Origin of the sequence: Listeria monocytogenes (genome assembly GCF_041765605.1) — a bacterium.
In the GTDB taxonomy this organism is placed as follows: domain Bacteria; phylum Bacillota; class Bacilli; order Lactobacillales; family Listeriaceae; genus Listeria; species Listeria monocytogenes_D.
This window is the reverse complement of the sequence record NZ_CP168900.1, coordinates 1148771-1167363: the sequence shown is the minus strand read 5'-3', so window position 1 is coordinate 1167363 and position 18593 is coordinate 1148771. Positions and strand designations below refer to the sequence as shown.

General features: G+C 39.8%; 19 protein-coding genes and 1 riboswitch. All 19 genes read right to left on the bottom strand.

Annotated features, from left to right (window positions below; genetic code table 11):
- Window positions 1-12 precede the first annotated feature (12 nt).
- Window positions 13-666 (bottom strand): ethanolamine utilization microcompartment protein EutL, encoded by a 654-nt coding sequence (eutL, locus tag AB2Q86_RS05950; RefSeq protein ID WP_003724716.1) that lies wholly within the window; start codon window positions 664-666, stop codon window positions 13-15.
- Between the two features lie 22 nt (window positions 667-688).
- Entirely contained in the window at window positions 689-1570 is an 882-nt protein-coding gene (gene eutC, locus AB2Q86_RS05945; RefSeq protein WP_012581526.1) for an ethanolamine ammonia-lyase subunit EutC, read from the bottom strand.
- A gap of 19 nt (window positions 1571-1589) precedes the next feature.
- Window positions 1590-2954 (bottom strand): ethanolamine ammonia-lyase subunit EutB, encoded by a 1365-nt coding sequence (locus AB2Q86_RS05940; protein ID WP_003721574.1) that lies wholly within the window; start codon window positions 2952-2954, stop codon window positions 1590-1592.
- Between the two features lie 41 nt (window positions 2955-2995).
- Complete coding sequence (gene eutA, locus AB2Q86_RS05935; protein ID WP_012581527.1) at window positions 2996-4417, bottom strand: ethanolamine ammonia-lyase reactivating factor EutA; 1422 nt, start codon at window positions 4415-4417, stop codon at window positions 2996-2998.
- 89 nt (window positions 4418-4506) lie between these two features.
- Window positions 4507-5964, bottom strand: coding sequence for a sensor histidine kinase (locus tag AB2Q86_RS05930; protein WP_012581528.1), 1458 nt, complete (start codon window positions 5962-5964; stop codon window positions 4507-4509).
- A complete protein-coding gene (locus tag AB2Q86_RS05925) occupies window positions 5957-6538 on the bottom strand; it encodes an ANTAR domain-containing response regulator (protein ID WP_003724712.1) in 582 nt (193 codons plus the stop codon). The genes AB2Q86_RS05930 and AB2Q86_RS05925 overlap by 8 nt, the downstream gene beginning before the upstream one ends.
- Window positions 6539-6812: 274 nt before the next feature.
- Window positions 6813-7952 (bottom strand): 1-propanol dehydrogenase PduQ, encoded by a 1140-nt coding sequence (locus AB2Q86_RS05920; protein ID WP_003729754.1) that lies wholly within the window; start codon window positions 7950-7952, stop codon window positions 6813-6815.
- 385 nt (window positions 7953-8337) lie between these two features.
- Window positions 8338-8487: riboswitch (adenosylcobalamin (AdoCbl) riboswitch) on the bottom strand.
- Between the two features lie 55 nt (window positions 8488-8542).
- Window positions 8543-9418 carry a propanediol utilization protein PduX gene (locus AB2Q86_RS05915; RefSeq protein ID WP_012581529.1) on the bottom strand — a complete coding sequence of 292 codons (876 nt, stop codon included), beginning with the start codon at window positions 9416-9418 and terminating at the stop codon, window positions 8543-8545.
- Entirely contained in the window at window positions 9408-10493 is a 1086-nt protein-coding gene (cobD, locus tag AB2Q86_RS05910) for a threonine-phosphate decarboxylase CobD (protein ID WP_012581530.1), read from the bottom strand. Before cobD ends, AB2Q86_RS05915 begins: the two co-directional genes overlap by 11 nt.
- Window positions 10494-10506: 13 nt before the next feature.
- Window positions 10507-11700 (bottom strand): acetate/propionate family kinase, encoded by a 1194-nt coding sequence (locus AB2Q86_RS05905; protein WP_003729758.1) that lies wholly within the window; start codon window positions 11698-11700, stop codon window positions 10507-10509.
- Between the two features lie 65 nt (window positions 11701-11765).
- Entirely contained in the window at window positions 11766-12470 is a 705-nt protein-coding gene (locus AB2Q86_RS05900; protein WP_003721565.1) for an MIP/aquaporin family protein, read from the bottom strand.
- A 27-nt stretch (window positions 12471-12497) separates the two neighbouring features.
- Entirely contained in the window at window positions 12498-13616 is a 1119-nt protein-coding gene (locus AB2Q86_RS05895; protein WP_003724706.1) for a 1-propanol dehydrogenase PduQ, read from the bottom strand.
- A gap of 15 nt (window positions 13617-13631) precedes the next feature.
- Window positions 13632-15041, bottom strand: coding sequence for an aldehyde dehydrogenase family protein (locus tag AB2Q86_RS05890; RefSeq protein ID WP_012581531.1), 1410 nt, complete (start codon window positions 15039-15041; stop codon window positions 13632-13634).
- A 6-nt stretch (window positions 15042-15047) separates the two neighbouring features.
- On the bottom strand, window positions 15048-16043 hold the full coding sequence (locus AB2Q86_RS05885) for a cob(I)yrinic acid a,c-diamide adenosyltransferase (RefSeq protein ID WP_003729761.1): 996 nt from the start codon (window positions 16041-16043) through the stop codon (window positions 15048-15050).
- Between the two features lie 14 nt (window positions 16044-16057).
- Window positions 16058-16321, bottom strand: a complete 264-nt coding sequence (locus AB2Q86_RS05880) for a EutN/CcmL family microcompartment protein (RefSeq protein WP_003736331.1) — start codon at window positions 16319-16321, stop codon at window positions 16058-16060.
- A gap of 4 nt (window positions 16322-16325) precedes the next feature.
- Window positions 16326-16805 (bottom strand): PduM family microcompartment protein, encoded by a 480-nt coding sequence (pduM, locus tag AB2Q86_RS05875; RefSeq protein ID WP_012581532.1) that lies wholly within the window; start codon window positions 16803-16805, stop codon window positions 16326-16328.
- Entirely contained in the window at window positions 16802-17641 is an 840-nt protein-coding gene (gene eutJ, locus AB2Q86_RS05870; protein WP_012581533.1) for an ethanolamine utilization protein EutJ, read from the bottom strand. The genes pduM and eutJ overlap by 4 nt, the downstream gene beginning before the upstream one ends.
- A 20-nt stretch (window positions 17642-17661) precedes the next feature.
- On the bottom strand, window positions 17662-18297 hold the full coding sequence (locus AB2Q86_RS05865; RefSeq protein ID WP_012581534.1) for a phosphate propanoyltransferase: 636 nt from the start codon (window positions 18295-18297) through the stop codon (window positions 17662-17664).
- Window positions 18298-18300: 3 nt separating this feature from the next.
- Window positions 18301-18576: a propanediol utilization microcompartment protein PduA gene (gene pduA, locus AB2Q86_RS05860; RefSeq protein WP_003719364.1), complete on the bottom strand. Its 276-nt coding sequence runs from the start codon at window positions 18574-18576 to the stop codon at window positions 18301-18303.
- Window positions 18577-18593 lie beyond the last annotated feature (17 nt).

The following is an 18593-nucleotide window of genomic DNA, read 5'->3' as shown; positions in this document are numbered from 1 at the left end:
TTTAGCACCACCTTAATATTGAAGTGGATTTTCAGCCACATTTTCTACTGCCATTTTGAAAGCGTCACAAGCTGCTTTACATGCAGATTGGCTACCAGTCAAAAGTGCTCCGCCGAAGTTTGTTTCGGACGGTGGGCCATAGAAAGCTCCGATTGTTACGTCTGCTGCTTTTAGTGCTGCATCTAACGCGTACATAGCTTCAAGTGGAGGGGCGATTAAGTAAGCAATCGCTTCACCTTCTGCAACATTCGCTTCTTTTGAAAGGAATGTACCAGTTCTTGAAACACAGTGCGCGAAGTAAGGTACACTATCATCTTCATTTGCACTAACAAAGCTAGCGCCATTTTCGATGAAATCTACTGCTACAGAAAGACCACTTTTTACTTCCGCAGGGCTTGGTCCGGCGATAATACCGATAACTTCACCAGCGAATTTTGTGGATGCATTTCCAGCACCAGCATACATACTTTTCGCATAAACAACATCTACTTCTGCTGCTTTTGTTGCTTCGTCAAGCGCTGTGTAAGTTACATCATCACAATCAGATGTAATAATACCAAGGCTTCTTTGATGCGGTTTTAAGTCTAGTTGTTTAAATAGACCATTGTCTACGTTAGATACAACTTTGACACTTAAAACGGATGCAGGTAATTTATCATTTTTCATGAAGTTTCCTCCTCTAACTAGCTTATTTTAAATCAATACCAGAACATTTTTTCTCAAGCATATTGTGAATTAATTCAGCAATGTATGCTCCTGCTTCAACTGGTGGAGTTCCGCCGCTATGGATGTTAGAAATAACAGTACGACGAGCTTCTGGCATACCAATTGTTGGTTTGTAAGCAATATAGGCACTCATGGATTCAGCAGTGACTAGGCCTGGACGTTCACCTACAAGTAAGCAAACTACGTCAGCGCCAGTGATTTCACCGATTTGGTCCATAGAAGGTACACGACAATGTTTAACGAAAATAATGTTATCAAAATCTAAGTTATACATTTTCAAACCTTGTTTAATGGATGGCAAGATATCTTTGATGTTAGCTTCAATTGCCGCTGAGCTAAGTCCATCACCAACAACGATTTGTAGTTTGGCGTTTTTCGTCGTATTCGCACGAATCACTTCTACCATTTCGTTGTCAAATTCACGACCTAAGTCTGGGCGAGTTAAGTATTCATCTTTATCTTGACATTTAGTGTTAACTGGGATGAAGTTCATTTCTTTTACTAAATCCTCAGAAACGTAAGAGAAAACGGAATCTTGTGCTACGGCATGGTCCGCACGGAAACGAAGAATTGTTTCTGTTTTGTAACGTGGACCAGCACGCCATAAACCAAGTCGAGCCGGTGTCATTTGTTTCATTTTCAAATAACCTTCACGATCAGCTGGTTCTGGTACTAGTAATTGTTTTTTGATATCTACTTCAGTAATATCCGGGATGCTACCTTCTGTTACAACTGTTTCAACTACAGATTTAGTTGGCGCTGCTGCTACTGTATCGGTTGTTTTACCACCGGACATTTCTGTTAAAATGCCTTCAATCATTTGTTTTAATTCTTGTTCGTTCATCGCTTAGTTCCTCCCTTCCTTATTTTAGGAAAATAGATGCATCTCCAGCACGGCTAGTTAATTTACCATTTTCGCTGAATCCCATTTTTTCCATCCACTGATCAAATTCTTTAATTGGTTTTAGGCCAAATAATTCACGTAAAGTGGCTGTTTCGTGGTAACCAGTTGTTTGGTAGTTAAGCATAACGTCATCACCATGAGGAATACCCATGATAAAGTTACATCCTGCTGCAGTTAGAAGTACTGACAAGTTTTCTACGTCGTTTTGGTCGGCTTTCATATGGTTGGTGTAACAAACGTCACAACCCATAGAGATACCAGTTAATTTACCCATGAAGTGATCTTCAAGGCCAGCGCGAATTACTTGTTTGGAATCATATAAGTACTCAGGTCCGATAAATCCAACTACTGTATTTACTAGGAATGGATCAAATTTCTTCGCGAATCCATAACAACGAGCTTCCATTGTTACTTGGTCTACGCCGAAATGAGCGTCAGAAGAAAGTTCAGAACCTTGTCCTGTTTCAAAGTACATTACGTTTGGTCCAGTCGCAGCACCACTTTGAAGGGCTAATTGTCTAGCTTCTTCAATAGTTGCTCCGTCAAAACCGAAAGCTGTATTACCTTTTTCAGAACCTGCGATAGATTGGAATACAAGACCAGTTGGAGCGCCGCGACGCATTGCTTCCATTTGAGTCTTCACGTGCGCAAGTACACAAGTTTGTGTTGGCACATCCCATTTGCTGCGGAATTCTTCAAATTTATTAAGTAAACGAACAACGCTATCAGTAGAATCATCTACTGGGTTAAGTCCGATTACCGCATCCCCAATCCCGTAAGTTAATCCTTCCATTAAGGAAGCAAGGATACCATCAGGATCATCAGTTGGATGGTTTGGTTGTAGTCTAGCGGAGAAAGTTCCAGGAAGACCGATTGTTGTATTCGCATGTGCGATTACACGGATTTTTTTCGCGCCATAAATTAAATCTAGATTAGACATTAATTTTGTAACAGCAGCAATAATTTCTGATGTTAGGCCGCGTGCAACACGTTTAATGTCAGCATCTGTTGTTTTATGGTCTAAAATCCATTCCCGTAATTCTTCCACTGTCCAGTTTTTGATGGAATCATGGATACGGTCATTTACTTGGTCTTGAATAATACGCGTTACCTCATCTGTTTCATATGGGACAACCGGATTATTACGTAAATCTCCAAGCGTCATTTTAGAAAGCACCACTTTTGCAGCTACACGTTCTTCTGCAGATTCAGCAGCAACTCCGGCTAAGCGATCGCCTGATTTTTCTTCGTTTGCTTTTGCCAACACATCAGTGATGGATTTGAACTGGTATGTATGGCCGAATAAATTCGTTTTTAAAATCATTCGATAAATCCTCCTCTCAAAATTAAAGCTATTTATGTGGATCAGTTAAAGACTAAGGTTTTTACTACTACTGGTAGCACTTTCCCGTCAGCAACTGGTTTTCCTATATCAATATAATCACCATTATCGACTTTGACACTATCCAAGCAAATTAGTGGATGCCCGGCTGGTAAATGCCCGAAGATGCTTTGTCCGAGGGCTTTTGCCATGTCATGCCATGTAATGATAATTAAGGGATGACCAAGTGCGATTGGTTCTTTCATTCCTTCGCAAATGGCTTTCGCATATTCTGTTACTTGGTGGAAACTTGGGCTATTTTCGCCTTCAATTGCAAGTGCAATATGTTCCATTTCATTCTCTATTTTGAACCAGCTAAGTTTTTCCTTGATGACTTCTGCCATATTTTCATCTTCTTCTTGTTTGGCAAGTTTCAAAATTGGAATGTTTTTTACTGGGAAAATTTTCTCGGTGTAAGTAATCGTACTACCGCTAATTTCAGCTGTGTGTGAACCGGCTCCGACCACTGTTGCCCGTATGGTTTCGACAGATTCGATATACTTTTTTTCAGTCATTAAACTAGATTCTGCAATCGCTTTTCCTAGCAATAACCCAATATCACCATATCTAAAAGGATCACTTAGCGCACCCGTTGAGATGCAGTCTGCAACGCCTCCGGAAAAAGAGATACATTCAATCTCCGTTAAGAATTTCAATCCTTTATTTGTAATGATTGTTTCATAAAAATCATTTGGCGCCCCAAGGCCAACACTATTCTTAAGCAGCTCAACCATTTCACCTAAAACGGGTTGCAAGTTTTCTGGTGAAGTTGTTTCACCAAGTTTAACCGGATAACCTCGTTTTTCTATTAAAGCTTGAATTTTTGGAGCAATATAGGTGATTTTTCTTGTTTCACGGTCTACTTTAATTAACCGACCACCAATATCTAAGCAAGCAGTATCAATGAGTTCCCCGCGATCAAACAGCGATAAATTCGTGGTTCCGCCGCCAATATCCAAATTCACAACAGATGTATTATTCTCTTTGGCATAGGTATGGGCACCTGCTCCTTTTCCAGCAATGATGCTTTCTAAGTCAGGTCCTGCTGTTGCTACAACGAAATCCCCAGCAAAACCACTCATTGCATCTAATACATTGCTGGCGTTATCTTTACGAGCTGTTTCACCCGTGATAATAACTGCCCCCATGCCAATTTCTTCTTTTTTAATTCCTGCATTGGCATATTCTTTCGTTACAAAATCACGAATCGCCTCCACGTCAATCAAATTATCAGCAAGAATCGGTGTGAACAGAATCTCACTTCTAAAAATAATCCGCTTATCTGAAATGACAATACGCGGCACGGTGAAACTAGATGCCATATTTTGAATTTCTAACTCGGATAAAATGAGTTGTGTTGTCGACGTACCAAGGTCAATCCCTACACTTAAAATTGTTTCCGTCAAAACCCTCACTCCTTTCTAGCAAAAAGAAAAAGCTTAAAGACAAATAACAGTATCGTTACTTGGCTTTAAGCTTCATCGCTTTTTCATAGCTACTTCTTTGTAGCATGGATAGAATTGTATTTAAAATCAAACATTGTTTTCGTTCCATGTTCATTCGATTCAATGGTTACTTTGCCTCGAAGTTTATCTTTAATGTAACTTTTGACAATGGAAAGTCCTAGGCTTTTTTCGGACACTTTACGAACGTTGAACCCATGACCGTTGTCCGTTACTTCTGCGTGAATAATATTTTTTTCTTCTTTTATTTGTAGTAAAATTTCGCCTGATTCATTTGGATGGAATGCGTGATCATAGGAGTTTTGTAAGAGCTCATTCATGACAAGTGCCAGTGCCACGGTTCGGTCACTGTCCAAATAAATGCGTTTATCAATATCCATTCTTACAGCTACTTTGGGACAATCCGTACAACATCTTTCAATATTGTAGGCGACTGTTTCGATGACCATATAAAGGTTAATGCCGTCTTCCATTTGCTTCGATAAAAGCTCGTGTGTCGCTGCAATGGCAAGGATTCGGCTGACACTTTCATTTAGAATCTTCTGTGCCTCCACACTTGTAGAACGTCTGCCTTGAATTCGCAATAAGGAAACAACCGATTGCAAATTGTTTTTGACACGGTGATGAATTTCACGAATAGCAACGGATTTAGAAACAATTTCTGCTTCTTTCACCTTAATATCCGTGATGTCATGCAAGATGAGAATAAAACGGCATTCCTGCTCGTCTTCTTCTTTTACGAAAATCTGCTTCATGATAAAGTAATTCCCGGCGATAACCACTTCTTTTTTTAACTGAATCGGTTGTTTTCCAGTTTCAATTTGATACATGATTGCGTCAAACATCATCTGGTCGAGGGATAAATTATCATAATGCATGCCTTGGATGTCTTCCATATAACCAAGTCTTTCGTAATACTGATCCGCAGCGCAATTCTTTTGCTGCAAAATCCCGTTTCGGTCAAAAATCAAAATGGCATCATCTAGTTGATCAGTAATCGAATCCGTTAGTTTACTCATGGCAGACAGCGTGGTAGAAACATCTCGATAAGCCGTTTCTTCATTGTCAATTTCAAAATGAGCTTTAATTTCGGCGCTAATATCATTTTCTAGAATTAGCACGGCAATAACTCGCTGTTTATTACGAATTGGATAAACTTTTTGGCGAATTAATACGTTTTCTTGTGTTTTTGCAAGTAGATCGTTAGAGTTCATACCTGTTTCCAATGTTCTAAGTACACCTGGCTCATTGGATCTTAGGGCTGTTTCTCCGACTACTTTGTTTTTGTAAAGTGATTTGGTTGTTTTTGGTGGTGTATGATGAATAACAAGTGCTTCACTAGTTAGCTTGTTGTATACATCAATGAATACATCTACATCTTGATACATGGCTGAAACACTTAACGACTTGGCTGTGTGAATTAATTCGTCAATATCGTGCTCCGATAAATCGGTGTAGCGTAAGCACATTTCTCGAATCGTTTTAGTCATCGCTCATCACAATCGTTTCTGCGATTTCCATCATCGGACAGCGTTTGTCCATGCTCAGGTTACGAATCATGTTGTAAGCTTCTTCTTCTGTGATGTTGTTCTCAATCATAAGCACACCTTTTGCTTTTTCAATCACTTTTCGTTCTTCTAATTTTTTGGTGAGCTTTTCTAATTGCTGCTCTAATTTTCTTGTTTCTCGCCCTTTGGCAATACTCATTTCAACAGTTGGAATCAAACTTTTTTCATCAAGTGGCTTTACTAAATAACCTAATGCTCCAAACCCCTTAGCTTTCTCGGTGTTTTTCGGATCACTAAAAGCGGTAAGTAAGATAATTCCCCCAGCAAGGCCTTCTGAAATAATTCGTTTCCCTGCTTTTAAGCCGTCTAAGAGTGGCATTTGAATGTCCATGATAACAAGATCTGGCTGATGGCTTTTGCAAAGTTCGATTGCTTCAAAACCATCTGTCGCTTCCCCTACAACATTGTAGTTCGCTTCTTCTAAGATGTCTCGGATGTCCATTCTTGTAATAGGTTCATCATCGGCTATTACAATTCTTCCATTCATTCCTGTCACGTCCTCTTCTTCTGCTATTGATTGATTCGTCACAATAAAGGACAAAATCATTCTATAGAAGCATTTACTTGAGCGAAAGAGTAAAAGAGCTAGAGAAAAAATTCTCCAAGAAAATAGAAAGAGCCCCTTAAAAATATTGTGCAATATTTTTGAGGGAGCCCCGTTGCTCTGCTATATTTATAATTCCACACGTCTTTGTGCTCGGTTCTATTATAAAGTAGCATGAAAACGATGTCAATAGGTTATTTGATTCCAGTTGTGAAATAAATAACTTTTATGCCAACATTTTTTCGAGAATCGCACTAACATCTGTTTCTGTCGGTATTCTAGGATTGGTTGCAGTACATCCATCATTTAGTGCGCCTTCCGCGATTTGAGCGATATTTTCATTTAAATCAGTGCGGCTAACACCACATTCGGATAAGGTAGTTGGCATATTGAGTTTCTTTTGAAGTTGTTTAATTGCATTAATTAAGCTACGAACACCAAGACGTGTATTCGATGCTGGCATTTTTAGTAATTTGGCAATCGCTGTATAACGTTCTGCTGCTCGGTTATCCGGATTGTTACCAAAATCACTTGTAATTCCAGCATTATAACTAATTACGTGCGGTAAAAGTAATGTATTCATACGACCATGTGGAATTTTAAATTTCGCACCGGCTGTATGCGCAATACCGTGATTTAAGCCAAGAGAAGTAATATTAAATGCCATTCCTGCAAGACAAGACGCATTATGCATTTTTTCGCGAGCTTCTAAATCATTACCGTCTTTGTAAGCACGTTCTAAATAAGTGAAAACTAATTGGATAACTTTTTCCGCCATTGCATCCGAGTAATCATTCGCTTTTGTAGATACATAAGCTTCAAGCGCATGCGTTAACACATCCATACCAGTATCTGCTGTAATTGCTGGTGGAACAGATTTTACTAAGTCTGCATCTAAAATTGCTTCATCTGGCAAAATAGCATCTGTAATTAGTGGGTATTTAATGGCTTTTTCTTTGTTTGTAATAACAGAGAAACTAGTTACTTCGGAGCCAGTTCCACTAGTTGTTGGAATGACAATGAAAGGCATTGCGCGCACCGTACCAAGTTTTTGGCCGAAGAATTTCATCGCTTTCGCCGCATCAATCGCTGATCCGCCACCAATTGCAATCATCAAGTTAGCATCACATTCATTCAAAACTTCAATTCCTGCTACCACGTTTTCAATCGGTGGATCTGGAATGATTTCGCTAAAAATCGTATATGTATTCGATGGATCAATTTTTTCTGTAATCGCATTAATCATTCCGGAACTAACCATAAATGGATCTGTTACGATAAAGATTTGTTTGTCTTTAAAATCGAGTAAACGATCTGTTGCTCCTTGGCCAATATAAAGATCTGTTTTAAAACTAACTTTTTGCATGAGATTACCTCCTAGTTTTTTTAAAAATAAAAAAAGAAGCTTTGAGTAGAGAAATTTCCTCTTCCAACTCAAAGCTTCTTTGCTAAGTAAACAGTACGCCTTTGTACCGTAAAATATTTTATTTGTCCACTTTATTAAAAACCAAACCCGTGGAAATGTCAAATCTTTTTTTGTAAATAGGCAATGAAGATACATTCCTTGTATCACTCTTTTCGTCGTTGAAAAGATCATTGCCCACCATAAAACGAAGCGGTGCACATCTTTGTGCGTATGGTGCTTGATAAAACGTAGCTCGTTCAGCTTCTCGGCACCAAACCATTTACAGTGGGCTTATTTGTTTTAAAAACAAATAAAAAAGCCCCAGTGAGACAACTACACTGGAACCAAGAATTATACATGCTTTGCCTCGAAGCAGTATAACCAGTTAAAACAATTAGATAAAAGACCTGACTTAGAGTGTCTAACTCCTTACAGTGGCGGGACCGTGCTGGACTTTCACCAGACTTCCAGTATCTAACTGTTTGTATGAACGAATTCGTTTATCAAAATTATTATAGCATAAAATAGACCGCTTGCAAGAAGAATTTGCTTTACGAAATAATTTGAACCCCGCCACTGACAAACTCACGGAAATAATATCGACTGTAAAAAGTCGTGACATAGCGCCGTTCTAGCTCAAATAAAATTTCGAGTGGATCCGTTTTTTCGAGTTCATAAAGTATACCGACAACGGTACCACTATGCGAAACATTTAACCCCACTAAATCCAAGTTTTCCGTCACTTCCACAATCTCTCGCCAAAATGGTTTTGGCAAAATAGTTTGGTTGCAGGCTGCACTAACTGATGCAGCTTTACCAAGTAAGTGAATGGATTTTTGCGTGACGGCTTGTTGAAAATAGTCCATTCCTTTTGCTAGATGTCCTTCGTTTTTGAGTAATTGCGCTTGGTGATTTTCTTGCCGATATGTAGCTGTTTCTAAAATGGTAAGCGGTTCTAACACAACGACGCCAAGCTTTGGCATCCAATTGGAGTTTTGAATGATGTCCCCTCTTAAGTGATCGAACAAAGTTAGTGATTCAAAAATAGTGCTATCCGTTGGTTCTAGTTGTAAACATAGCTTGGCAATTTCAGCTTCTGAGATAGATTTATTCAGCCATTTTGCTGTAGCGCCAATTGTTGCGGCAATATCAGCGGTGGAACTTGCCATGCCTTTCGCGACCGGAATAGTTGACTTCACTTGTAAAGATACTTGCGGGAGGTCTCTTTTAGCCACACCAAAATACTCGCAAGTGGTTTGGAATGCGAGCCATGCTTTTGTATGCCCGGAGTTATTTAGTCCTACTTTATCAGATAAAGTGACTTCGGAATACCAGTTGATTGGGTAAGAAATTAGCTTCTCTCCGCCTAAAATCCAGCCTTGCAAAAGTTCCCCACAAGATGCCGGACACCTCGCTTTAATTACCACTAAAAATCACCTCAAGTGCTGTTAAGAGTTGGCGATTATCTTCTCTACTTCTCACTGCCACTCGGTAATAATTCTCCGTGAGGCCTCGGTAATTAGCGCAACTTCGGATAAAAATCCCTTTTAAAAGCAATTCTTTTCGTAAATCAAATGGTTTTTCGAGGTGGAAAAATATGTAATTTACACTTGGTTCAAATACCGTAAGTTCTGGAAATTCGCATAGGCCTGTGTATAAGAATTCTCGTTCCTTGTGAATCCATTGATAGGTTTGTTTAATATATGTTTTGTCTTCTAATAGTATTTGCCCTGCTAAATCAGCGAATGTATTAATCGACCATGGTTCGCGCATTTGTAATAATGCTTCGGCTAATAGATTATTCTTTGTTAGCAAATAACCAAGTCTTAGCCCTGGAATCGCGAAGAATTTCGTAAAGGCGCGGATGATTGCTAAATGTGAAAATCTTTCTAAATAATTGATCATCGAAATTGCCTCATTTTCTTCTAAAAAGTCCATAAAAGCCTCATCGATAATCAAATATATGTTTCGTTTTTCACATAGATTTGCAATTTCCACCATTTCCTTCTGGGAGATAAGTTGCCCGGTTGGATTATTGGGGTTACACAAACAAACGGCTTCAATATCCAAGTCTTGTTCAAGCATTTTTAGTACACTAGCGGCCGCAGCAAAATTTGTTTCTTTCGTTATCTCAGCATAAACAATTTCTGCATCAAAAAAAGCACGTTCGTATTCCGCAAAAGTAGGCGCAAGTACGAGTACTTTTTGCGCCTTTGTTACTTTTGCTATTCCGAAAATCAGCTCAGTCGCACCGTTTCCAGGGATTACATTCGCTAGGTCGAGTTGATGAAACGAGGCAATTCGCGCACGGAGCGCCAAGTAATCTGGTTCTGGATATTCTACCAGTTTGTCCAAATTTGTTGTTATCGTTTGTTTCAAACTAGCTGGGACTCCTAGTGGATTAATATTCGCACTGAAATCGAGCACCATTTCTTTCGTTAATCCGTGTTGTTTTGCTAGTTCATTATAGTTGCCACCGTGAGAAGCCGTCGTTATTTTCACATCAAATCGCTCCTTAACTTATCGTTTGTTTTGCATACTTTTCTACATCACGAGCAATCATTAGTTCTTCATTGGTTGGAATAATGCACACTTTGACTGCTTCATCATCATTGCTAATTATCATATCACCCGCATTATTTTTTGTCACATGGCATGTTACACCAAGATAACTTAACTGTTCTGTTACCATTTGGCGGATTAATGGCGAATTTTCACCCACACCCGCTGTAAATAATAATGCGTCGCAACCGTTCATTGCGGAGGCATAGGCACCGATATAGTTGCATATTTGGCCAGTAAACATACGAAGTGTTAATAGCGCGCGTGAATTACCTTCTTTGGCTGCAATTTCGATATCTCTGAAATCACTTGAAATTCCCGATACGCCAAGGACACCTGATTCACTAGACATCATATGCATCACTTCATCCAAGCTATAGCCTAATTCATCCACTAAATACGGGATGATTGTCGCGTCAATTGTACCAGAACGTGTTCCCATCATCAAGCCAGCATTTGGTGTAAAGCCCATGGAAGTATTCACTGATTTCCCTGCTTCAATCGCACAAACACTCGCTCCATTACCTAAATGACAAGAAATAATTTTTAATTTTTCTAAAGGTTTTTCGAGAACTTCTGCTGCTTTTCCAGCCACATATTTATGACTCGTTCCATGAAAACCGTATTTTCGAATATGATGTTTTTCGTAAAGTTCATAAGGAAGCGCATATAAAAAGTTTTCTTCTGGAATCGTTTGATGGAATGCGGTATCAAATACTGCAACTGAAACCGCATTTGGCAGCAATTCACGAAATGTTTTGATTCCGATGATATTCGCTGGATTATGTAGCGGCGCAAGGTTTGTCACAGCTTCAATCCCCTTCACCACTTCATCCGTTACAACACAGGACGTAACAAAATCTTCTCCGCCATGCGCAACACGATGTCCGACCCCTGTAATTTCATTTAGATCATTAATCACTTGATGTGCCTTCAGCTGCTCCAGTAAAATCTCAACTGCTTCCCCGTGGTTATTGATTGCTCGTGTTTCTTTGATTTTTTCATTTTGAAAGGACATGTTGAAAATGGCGTCTGGTAGACCGATTCTTTCAATTAAGCCCTTAACTAAAACTTCTTCTCCTGGCATCGTAAAAATTTGGAATTTCAGTGAAGAACTCCCTGCGTTTATCGCCATAATTTTGTGCATATAGCTCAGTCCTTTCTCATTTTTAAAGGAGTAAACAAAGCCATTCTTGTTTACTCCATGCTTTTTTATAATAAAATGTTAAATAGTCCAATGGCTAAGAGACCGCCAATGATTGGTCCGACAATTGGAATCCAAGCGTAACGCCAGTCTGATCCACTTTTATTTGGTACTGGTAGTAAAAAGTAAGCAAGTCTTGGTCCTAAATCACGAGCTGGGTTAATCGCATAACCTGTCGTTGGTCCAAAGCTCATTCCGATAGCAACTACTAGAAAGCCAAGGATTAATGGATTTAAACCATCTGTGAAACTGTTCGCTCCAATCATAAGTAAACCAAAAATGAAAGCAAATGTTGCGATAATTTCACTGATTAAGTTGAAAGGTGTATTTCTAATCGCTGGTCCTGTGGAAAAAATACCATGTGTATCAATTTCTGGGGGAGTCGCTTTAAAATGCGGATAGTAGTGTAAAATAACGATGGATGCTCCGACAAATGCTCCGGCGATTTGTGCGATAATATATGGCACCACATCTGCCCAAGGGAATGATCCTCCAACTGCAAGCGCAATAGTTACAGCTGGGTTTAAATGCGCCCCACTATATGCTCCTGCTACATAAATACCGATCATTACAGCAAAGCCCCAACCAAATGTAACTACTACCCAGTTTGCTCCTTGAGATAATGATTTATTTAATGTCAATCCTGCTAAAAGGCCGTTCCCAAACATAATTAAAACCATCGTTCCAATAAATTCCGCCAAATATGCTGACATAGTTTATCCTCCTTTTTAACGTAAATTCTAAATGATTTGTTCTAAAATTTCTTTTAGTTCTTGATGTGACGGTGTCGTAGGACTAGTTGGTAAGCAAGCATCTTTCAGTGCATTCGTTGCAATTTCGTCCATTTTTGCATAGACTTTTTCTTTTGCTACACCGGCGTCTGTCAATGTGCGTGGCATTTGCATATGTTCCATCATCGCTACAATTCTCTCGCGGAGTAAGCGGACAGCTGTTTCGTTCGAGTCTGATCTGGAAGCAATGCCACAAATGCGTGCCATTTCTGCATATTTTTGTTCTGTTTCGCGATTTTTAAAGGCGTTAAAACGAATCACTGCATCCAGTAAAATCGCATTGGCTAGACCGTGTGGTACGTGGAACTGTGCACCAAGTTGATGCGCAATACTGTGATTCAAGCCTAAATTGGCGCAGTTAAAAGCCATTCCAGCCATAGTAGAGGCATTATGCATTTTTTCTCGATTCGCTAAATTACGACCATCATCATAACAGCTCGTTAAGAAACGTAATGTTAATTGCACACTTTTTTCACCAAGAGCATCGGTATAATCGCTTGCATCTTTAGAGACATAAGCTTCGATAGCGTGTGTTAAGACATCCATTCCCGTGTTTGCTGTAATGGCTGGCGGTACTGTAACAACCAGTTGCGCATCCAAAATAGCCATATCCGGAATTAGTTCATCTAAGAAAAGTGGATATTTAATTTTCGTTGTTGGATCAGTGATAACGGTTGCGGCTGTAACTTCTGAACCCGTACCGCTGGTGGTTGGAATTGCAATAAAAGTACTGATATTGATTTTTTCTAACCGCTTAGCGAAATAGTAGATTCCCTTGGCCGTATCAATCGCTGAACCACCACCAAAAGCAATCATGACTTGCGGTTGGATTTTGCCAGCCTCACTAACCCCTCCAGCTACTTTGGAAATAGGTGGATCAGGTACGACATCGGTGAAAATATGCACATTATTAGATGTATCCAATTGTCCAATTAAACCTTGAAGCCCTTCCCCATCAGCCAAAAAACGATCACAAATAATCCAAACATTTTTATTTTTTATTTCTTTTAAAACTTGTAAACTATTCGTACCAAAAGCTACTTTTGTTTTAATTTGAAAGCTGTTCATTCAGTTTGCCTCCTCTTAACGAATCGAAAAACCATCTGTTAAAACACAACGGCGACGTCTAGCAAAATGACGTGCGGTAGTTGTCCCTTCTCCGGTAGGCGTTGCAATAGTGAAAGTAGTGCTACCTTCTCCTCTAAAGCCTAATCCCGCAAATGAAGGACCATTTTTGACAAAGATGGATGTTTGCATGTCTCGTGCAGCTTTGTTTAATCTAGAAATATTTTGCGAATGCATCGTTGCTGTGTGATGCAAGCCTTGCTCTAATTCAATAGCGACATCAAGCGCTTCGTCAAAATTAGGAACTCTTACAACAGGAACAATCGGCATCAATAATTCTACAGTTGCAAACGGATGTGTTTTTTCTGTTTCCACAATAATTAAACGTGGTGAAAAATCACAAACAATCCCCGCTTCTTTTAAAATTTCTGAAGCACTTTTTCCGACTAATTTTTTGTTTGTTACGCCTTTATCTGTGACAGCTACTTTTTCTAGTTTTTGAATATCGCTTGGATTGGTGACATGTAGTGCACCATTTTTTTCCATTTGGAACATTAAGAAATCTGCGATGCTATCAACTGCAACAATACTTTTCTCCGCAATACATAGAATATTATGGTCAAAAGAGGCGCCGTCTACGATATCAGCAGCTGCTTTTTCGATGTTTGCTGTCTCGTCTACAATAGATGGCGGATTCCCGGCACCTGCGCCAATAACTTTTTTACCGGATTGCATGGCTTGAAGAACTACACCAGGGCCACCTGTAATAACAAGAAGCGGTACTTTCGGATGATTCATCATTTCTTGCGCTGCTTGAATGGATGGTTTTTCGACTGTAACAACTAAGTTATCAACACCGCAACTTTCACGAACAATCGTATTCAACTTTTCAATCAACCAGAGAGAAATATTTTTGGCACCAGGATGCGGGCTATAAAAAACAGCATTTCCAGCTGCAAGCATGCCGATTGTATTGCAAATCAAGGTTTCCGTTGGGTTCGTGCTTGGTGCAACAGCCCCGATTACGCCATATGGAGAAAGTTCGTAAAGCGTCATGCCATTATCACCAGTAGCAACTTCTGTATACAAATCTTCCACACCTGGCGTTTTTTCAATCGCTAACGTGTTTTTCAAAATTTTATCCGCCACATTTCCCATACCAGTTTCAGCAACTGCTCGCGCCGCAATGGATTCAATTTCTGGATAAAGTGCTTCACGAATAGCCTTCACCACATTGCGGCGTTCTTCTAGCGATTTTTCTTTATAGCTGTTTTGTGCTATAACGGCAGCTTGAACGGCTTCATCAACCGTATCAAAAACTCCACTTTTCGCACCTTTGACCGTTGTTTTTACTGGTATATCTTTTTGTTCTGCTAATTTTTCTAAGAGAACTTTTTTCACTAGTTTTTCGAGTTCTAATGATTCCATACAGAATTACCCCTTCTCTATCATTGATAATGCTTTTTTCGCAATGTGGATATCTTCCTCCACTGATCCGCCGCTAATCCCCATTCCACCAATAATAGCTCCATCTTTTCCGTAGATAGGAACACCCCCGCCAAAGGTTACAATGTCACCATTTGTCAGTGTTTCTAATTGATAAAGTGGGGCTCCTGGCTGAACTGCTTCTGTTAATTTTTCTGTACTAGTTTTCATTGCTACAGCTGAATATGCTTTTTTCGTTGCCAGTTCTGCACTTACTAAAAGAGCGTGCTCCATCCGGTAATTAAATCTGGCATTACCGTGCGCATCGACGATAGCAAGTGTGACTGGAACACCAATTTCTTCTGAAACGATGCAAACTTGGTGCATTAATTTTTCACAAAAGGAAAAAGACAAATCGCATGTAACTGACTTTTCTTGGCCAGTTTGCTCTAAGTATTTGGCAACAATGAGCTTGGTTGCTTTATCGAGCATTTGTCTGAAATCTTCTTCTCTAGCAAGAATATACAGGAAATCCGATAAGCGATTTACAAATTTTAATAACTCTTTTCGGATAGCTGTTTGTTCTGACAAACGAACTAATAATCGCTCACCGCGCCTAGCAACAGTCCTTGCGCTATGAAGAAATGCTCCGGCTGTGCTTGATCCAGGAAGAACAAAACTATCGACTTTTGGCAACTTTGCAGTGTAATCATCAATGACTTTTTCAAGTTGATTGATGTCGTTTTCTGTAATAATAATTTTGCTGGCGAGGGATGCTTCGTGCTCTGTTGCAAGTTCTGCGCAAACGTAAAACAACTGCCGCTCCACGTTTCTAAGCAAAGACTTATTCTCAGCTGAAGTCACGAATTTTTCTGCTACACTAATTTCTGCATTCAGCTCATCAAACGACCCATAGGTTTCGACGCGGTCATCGTATTTTTTCACACGATTCCCATCAAATAGTGCCGTTGTCCCTTTATCGCCGGTTTTTGTATAGATACTCACGAGTTATTCACTCCTTACTTATCAAAACTATCGACAATTGCAATAATTGCCGAATCAATCGCACTATTTGGTTCCGCAAAAACACTTCTAGCTGCATTGCCACGAGCAACAAGCACATACTCCCCAATTCCTGCCCCAACAGAGTCACACGCTACTTCTTCTGAGCGCACATGCTCTCCATTTGCATCAACCGGTTGTACAATCATCAATTTTTTACCAGTAAGTGAGTCTTCTTTTTTTGTAGAAACTACACTTCCTGTTATTTTTGCCATAAACATAACGTCACTGCCTTTCCCGCACTGCAATATTATTTTTCGTTAAATATTCATTTGCAAGCGGTGTAATAAGCTGCTTTTTATATTTGCAAAGTGTACTTCCGCTTGGGATTACCGCGCTATCACCGTAACAAACTACTTGATTACTTGCATGAAAAAGTCGCTCACCATTACTCGTAAAAACGGGGTAATTTAACTGACTAAGCATTGCATAATCCAGCCAAGGTTCGCCGTTATCGTACAATTCAAGTTCAATCGTCACTCCATAATCCGTAGCTTTTTCAAACCAAACAGTTAGTGATTCTGCTCGATTTCCACCGAGAATTCGCTCAAGAAAATGTTTATTTACTTGAGTTAATCGAATCGTTCCACTTTCTATAAAAATCGCAACTGGATCGCGTGGAAGTTTGCTGATAGCGATAGAAGTTTTATTTGTCGCACGAAGTTTCAAGCGCTGGACAATAATTTGCACTAATTTTTCTATCATAGATTCTCGCTCCCTGAACTCATAGCAATACCAAGTGGCGTGACATACTGTGGATAATTCGGTTGAAAAACAGGCATCTTCAAATAGCTTTCAAACGTATCTTTGAACTGGCTATATGCGGAAGCACCGCCAACAATGTAAAGTGGCTCTGAGGGAGATTTCTCGAGATGAACACGGGTAATTTCTGCCATTTTTTCCACTACTGGACGCATCACAGAAAAATGCTCACTAGAATCTTTTTGCTCGCGTTTATTCTGCTCGGCTTCTTCTACTGGAACACCATAATATCCCGCAAGAACAAGCGTCATATGCGTTCCTCCAGTTGGTTCATCTGCAGTATAAATCACTTCACCATTTTCAAAAACGCTGATTCCAGTCGTACCACCGCCGACATCAACCACTGCGCCATCTTGTAATCCTAGTACCGCGGCTGCCGCAGTTGGTTCGTCAATCGTATAAAGTGCTTCCATTCCCGCACTTTCGATCACATTCGCCACTACTTTTTTATTATTTCCGATAGTACCTGGCGGGATAGCTCCAGAAGCATGTGTTAAAGTTATACCTAAACATTTTTCTGCGCGGTCTTTCAGTCGTGTCACAACCTCTACAGACTCGCGGTAATTAACAACGAGACCATCGCGAACAGCATCTGCGAATTCAAACGCTCCAAAAAGTGGCACATCATGTTCATCTAGAACAACAAACACGATGGAGGAAGTACCTAAATCGACGCCAACTTTCACTTTCTGATCAGCAGAAACTTTTTGTTTAATATCTTTATTCATTAGCGCTGCAAGCTGTTCCATTCGTTCATTTGCTGTTTGTAGAATATCCATTTCCGCACCTCCTTATCTCGTCACGACTTGATTATTTTTGCAAAGCACGTGCCAGCAATATCTGCTGCATTTGCTTCATCCGTATCAATATGCATTTCTGGTATAAATTGATTGTTTACTCGAATCGTACAATGATTTAAAACAAGACTTCGCATTTCTGAACCTACTAGAACGGAGACTTCATCGCCTTGTTTCACACCGAATTCATTCGCCACACTTTCTGGTAAATGGATGTGGCGTTTCGCGACAATCGCTCCTTTTGGTAAGAAGATTTCGCTATGTTTCGAAACGAGTTTGATTCCAGGTGTCCCGTCAATATCTCCGGAAACGCGGATTGGAATCTTCATACCAAGCATTCTTGCATCCGTTTTAGAAAGCTCTACTTGCGAAAATTTCCGAAGTGGTCCTAAAATGCGGACACGATGCAGTTCTCCCTTTTCTGAAACAACAGTAAGGGTTTGCTCAGCAGCAAATTCGCCGGGTTGTTTGAGCCATTTTTTTACTTGAATAGGTTCATTTGGAAAAAGTTGGTTATAGTCTGTTTCTGTTAAATGTATGTGGCGGTTAGAGACTCCAATAGGAATCTCTGTTTCCGCACCACTAAGTTTATCTGCTACTATTTGCTTGATTATTGCTTTTAATTCTTCTCTTTCCACGACTTATAAACCTTTTGGTAGCAAGGTTTCTACATCATTGTGCGGACGTGGGATAACGTGGATAGATTGTACTTCGCCAACATTACGAGCTGCTGCTGCGCCTGCATCTGTTGCTGCTTTTACTGCGCCTACATCACCGCGAACCATAACAGTTACAAGACCTGAACCGATTTTTTCATACCCTACTAGTGATACATTTGCTGCTTTTACCATTGCGTCAGCTGCTTCAATTGCGCCAACAAGACCTTTAGTTTCAATCATTCCAAGTGCATTATTCATTATTATTTCCTCCTCAA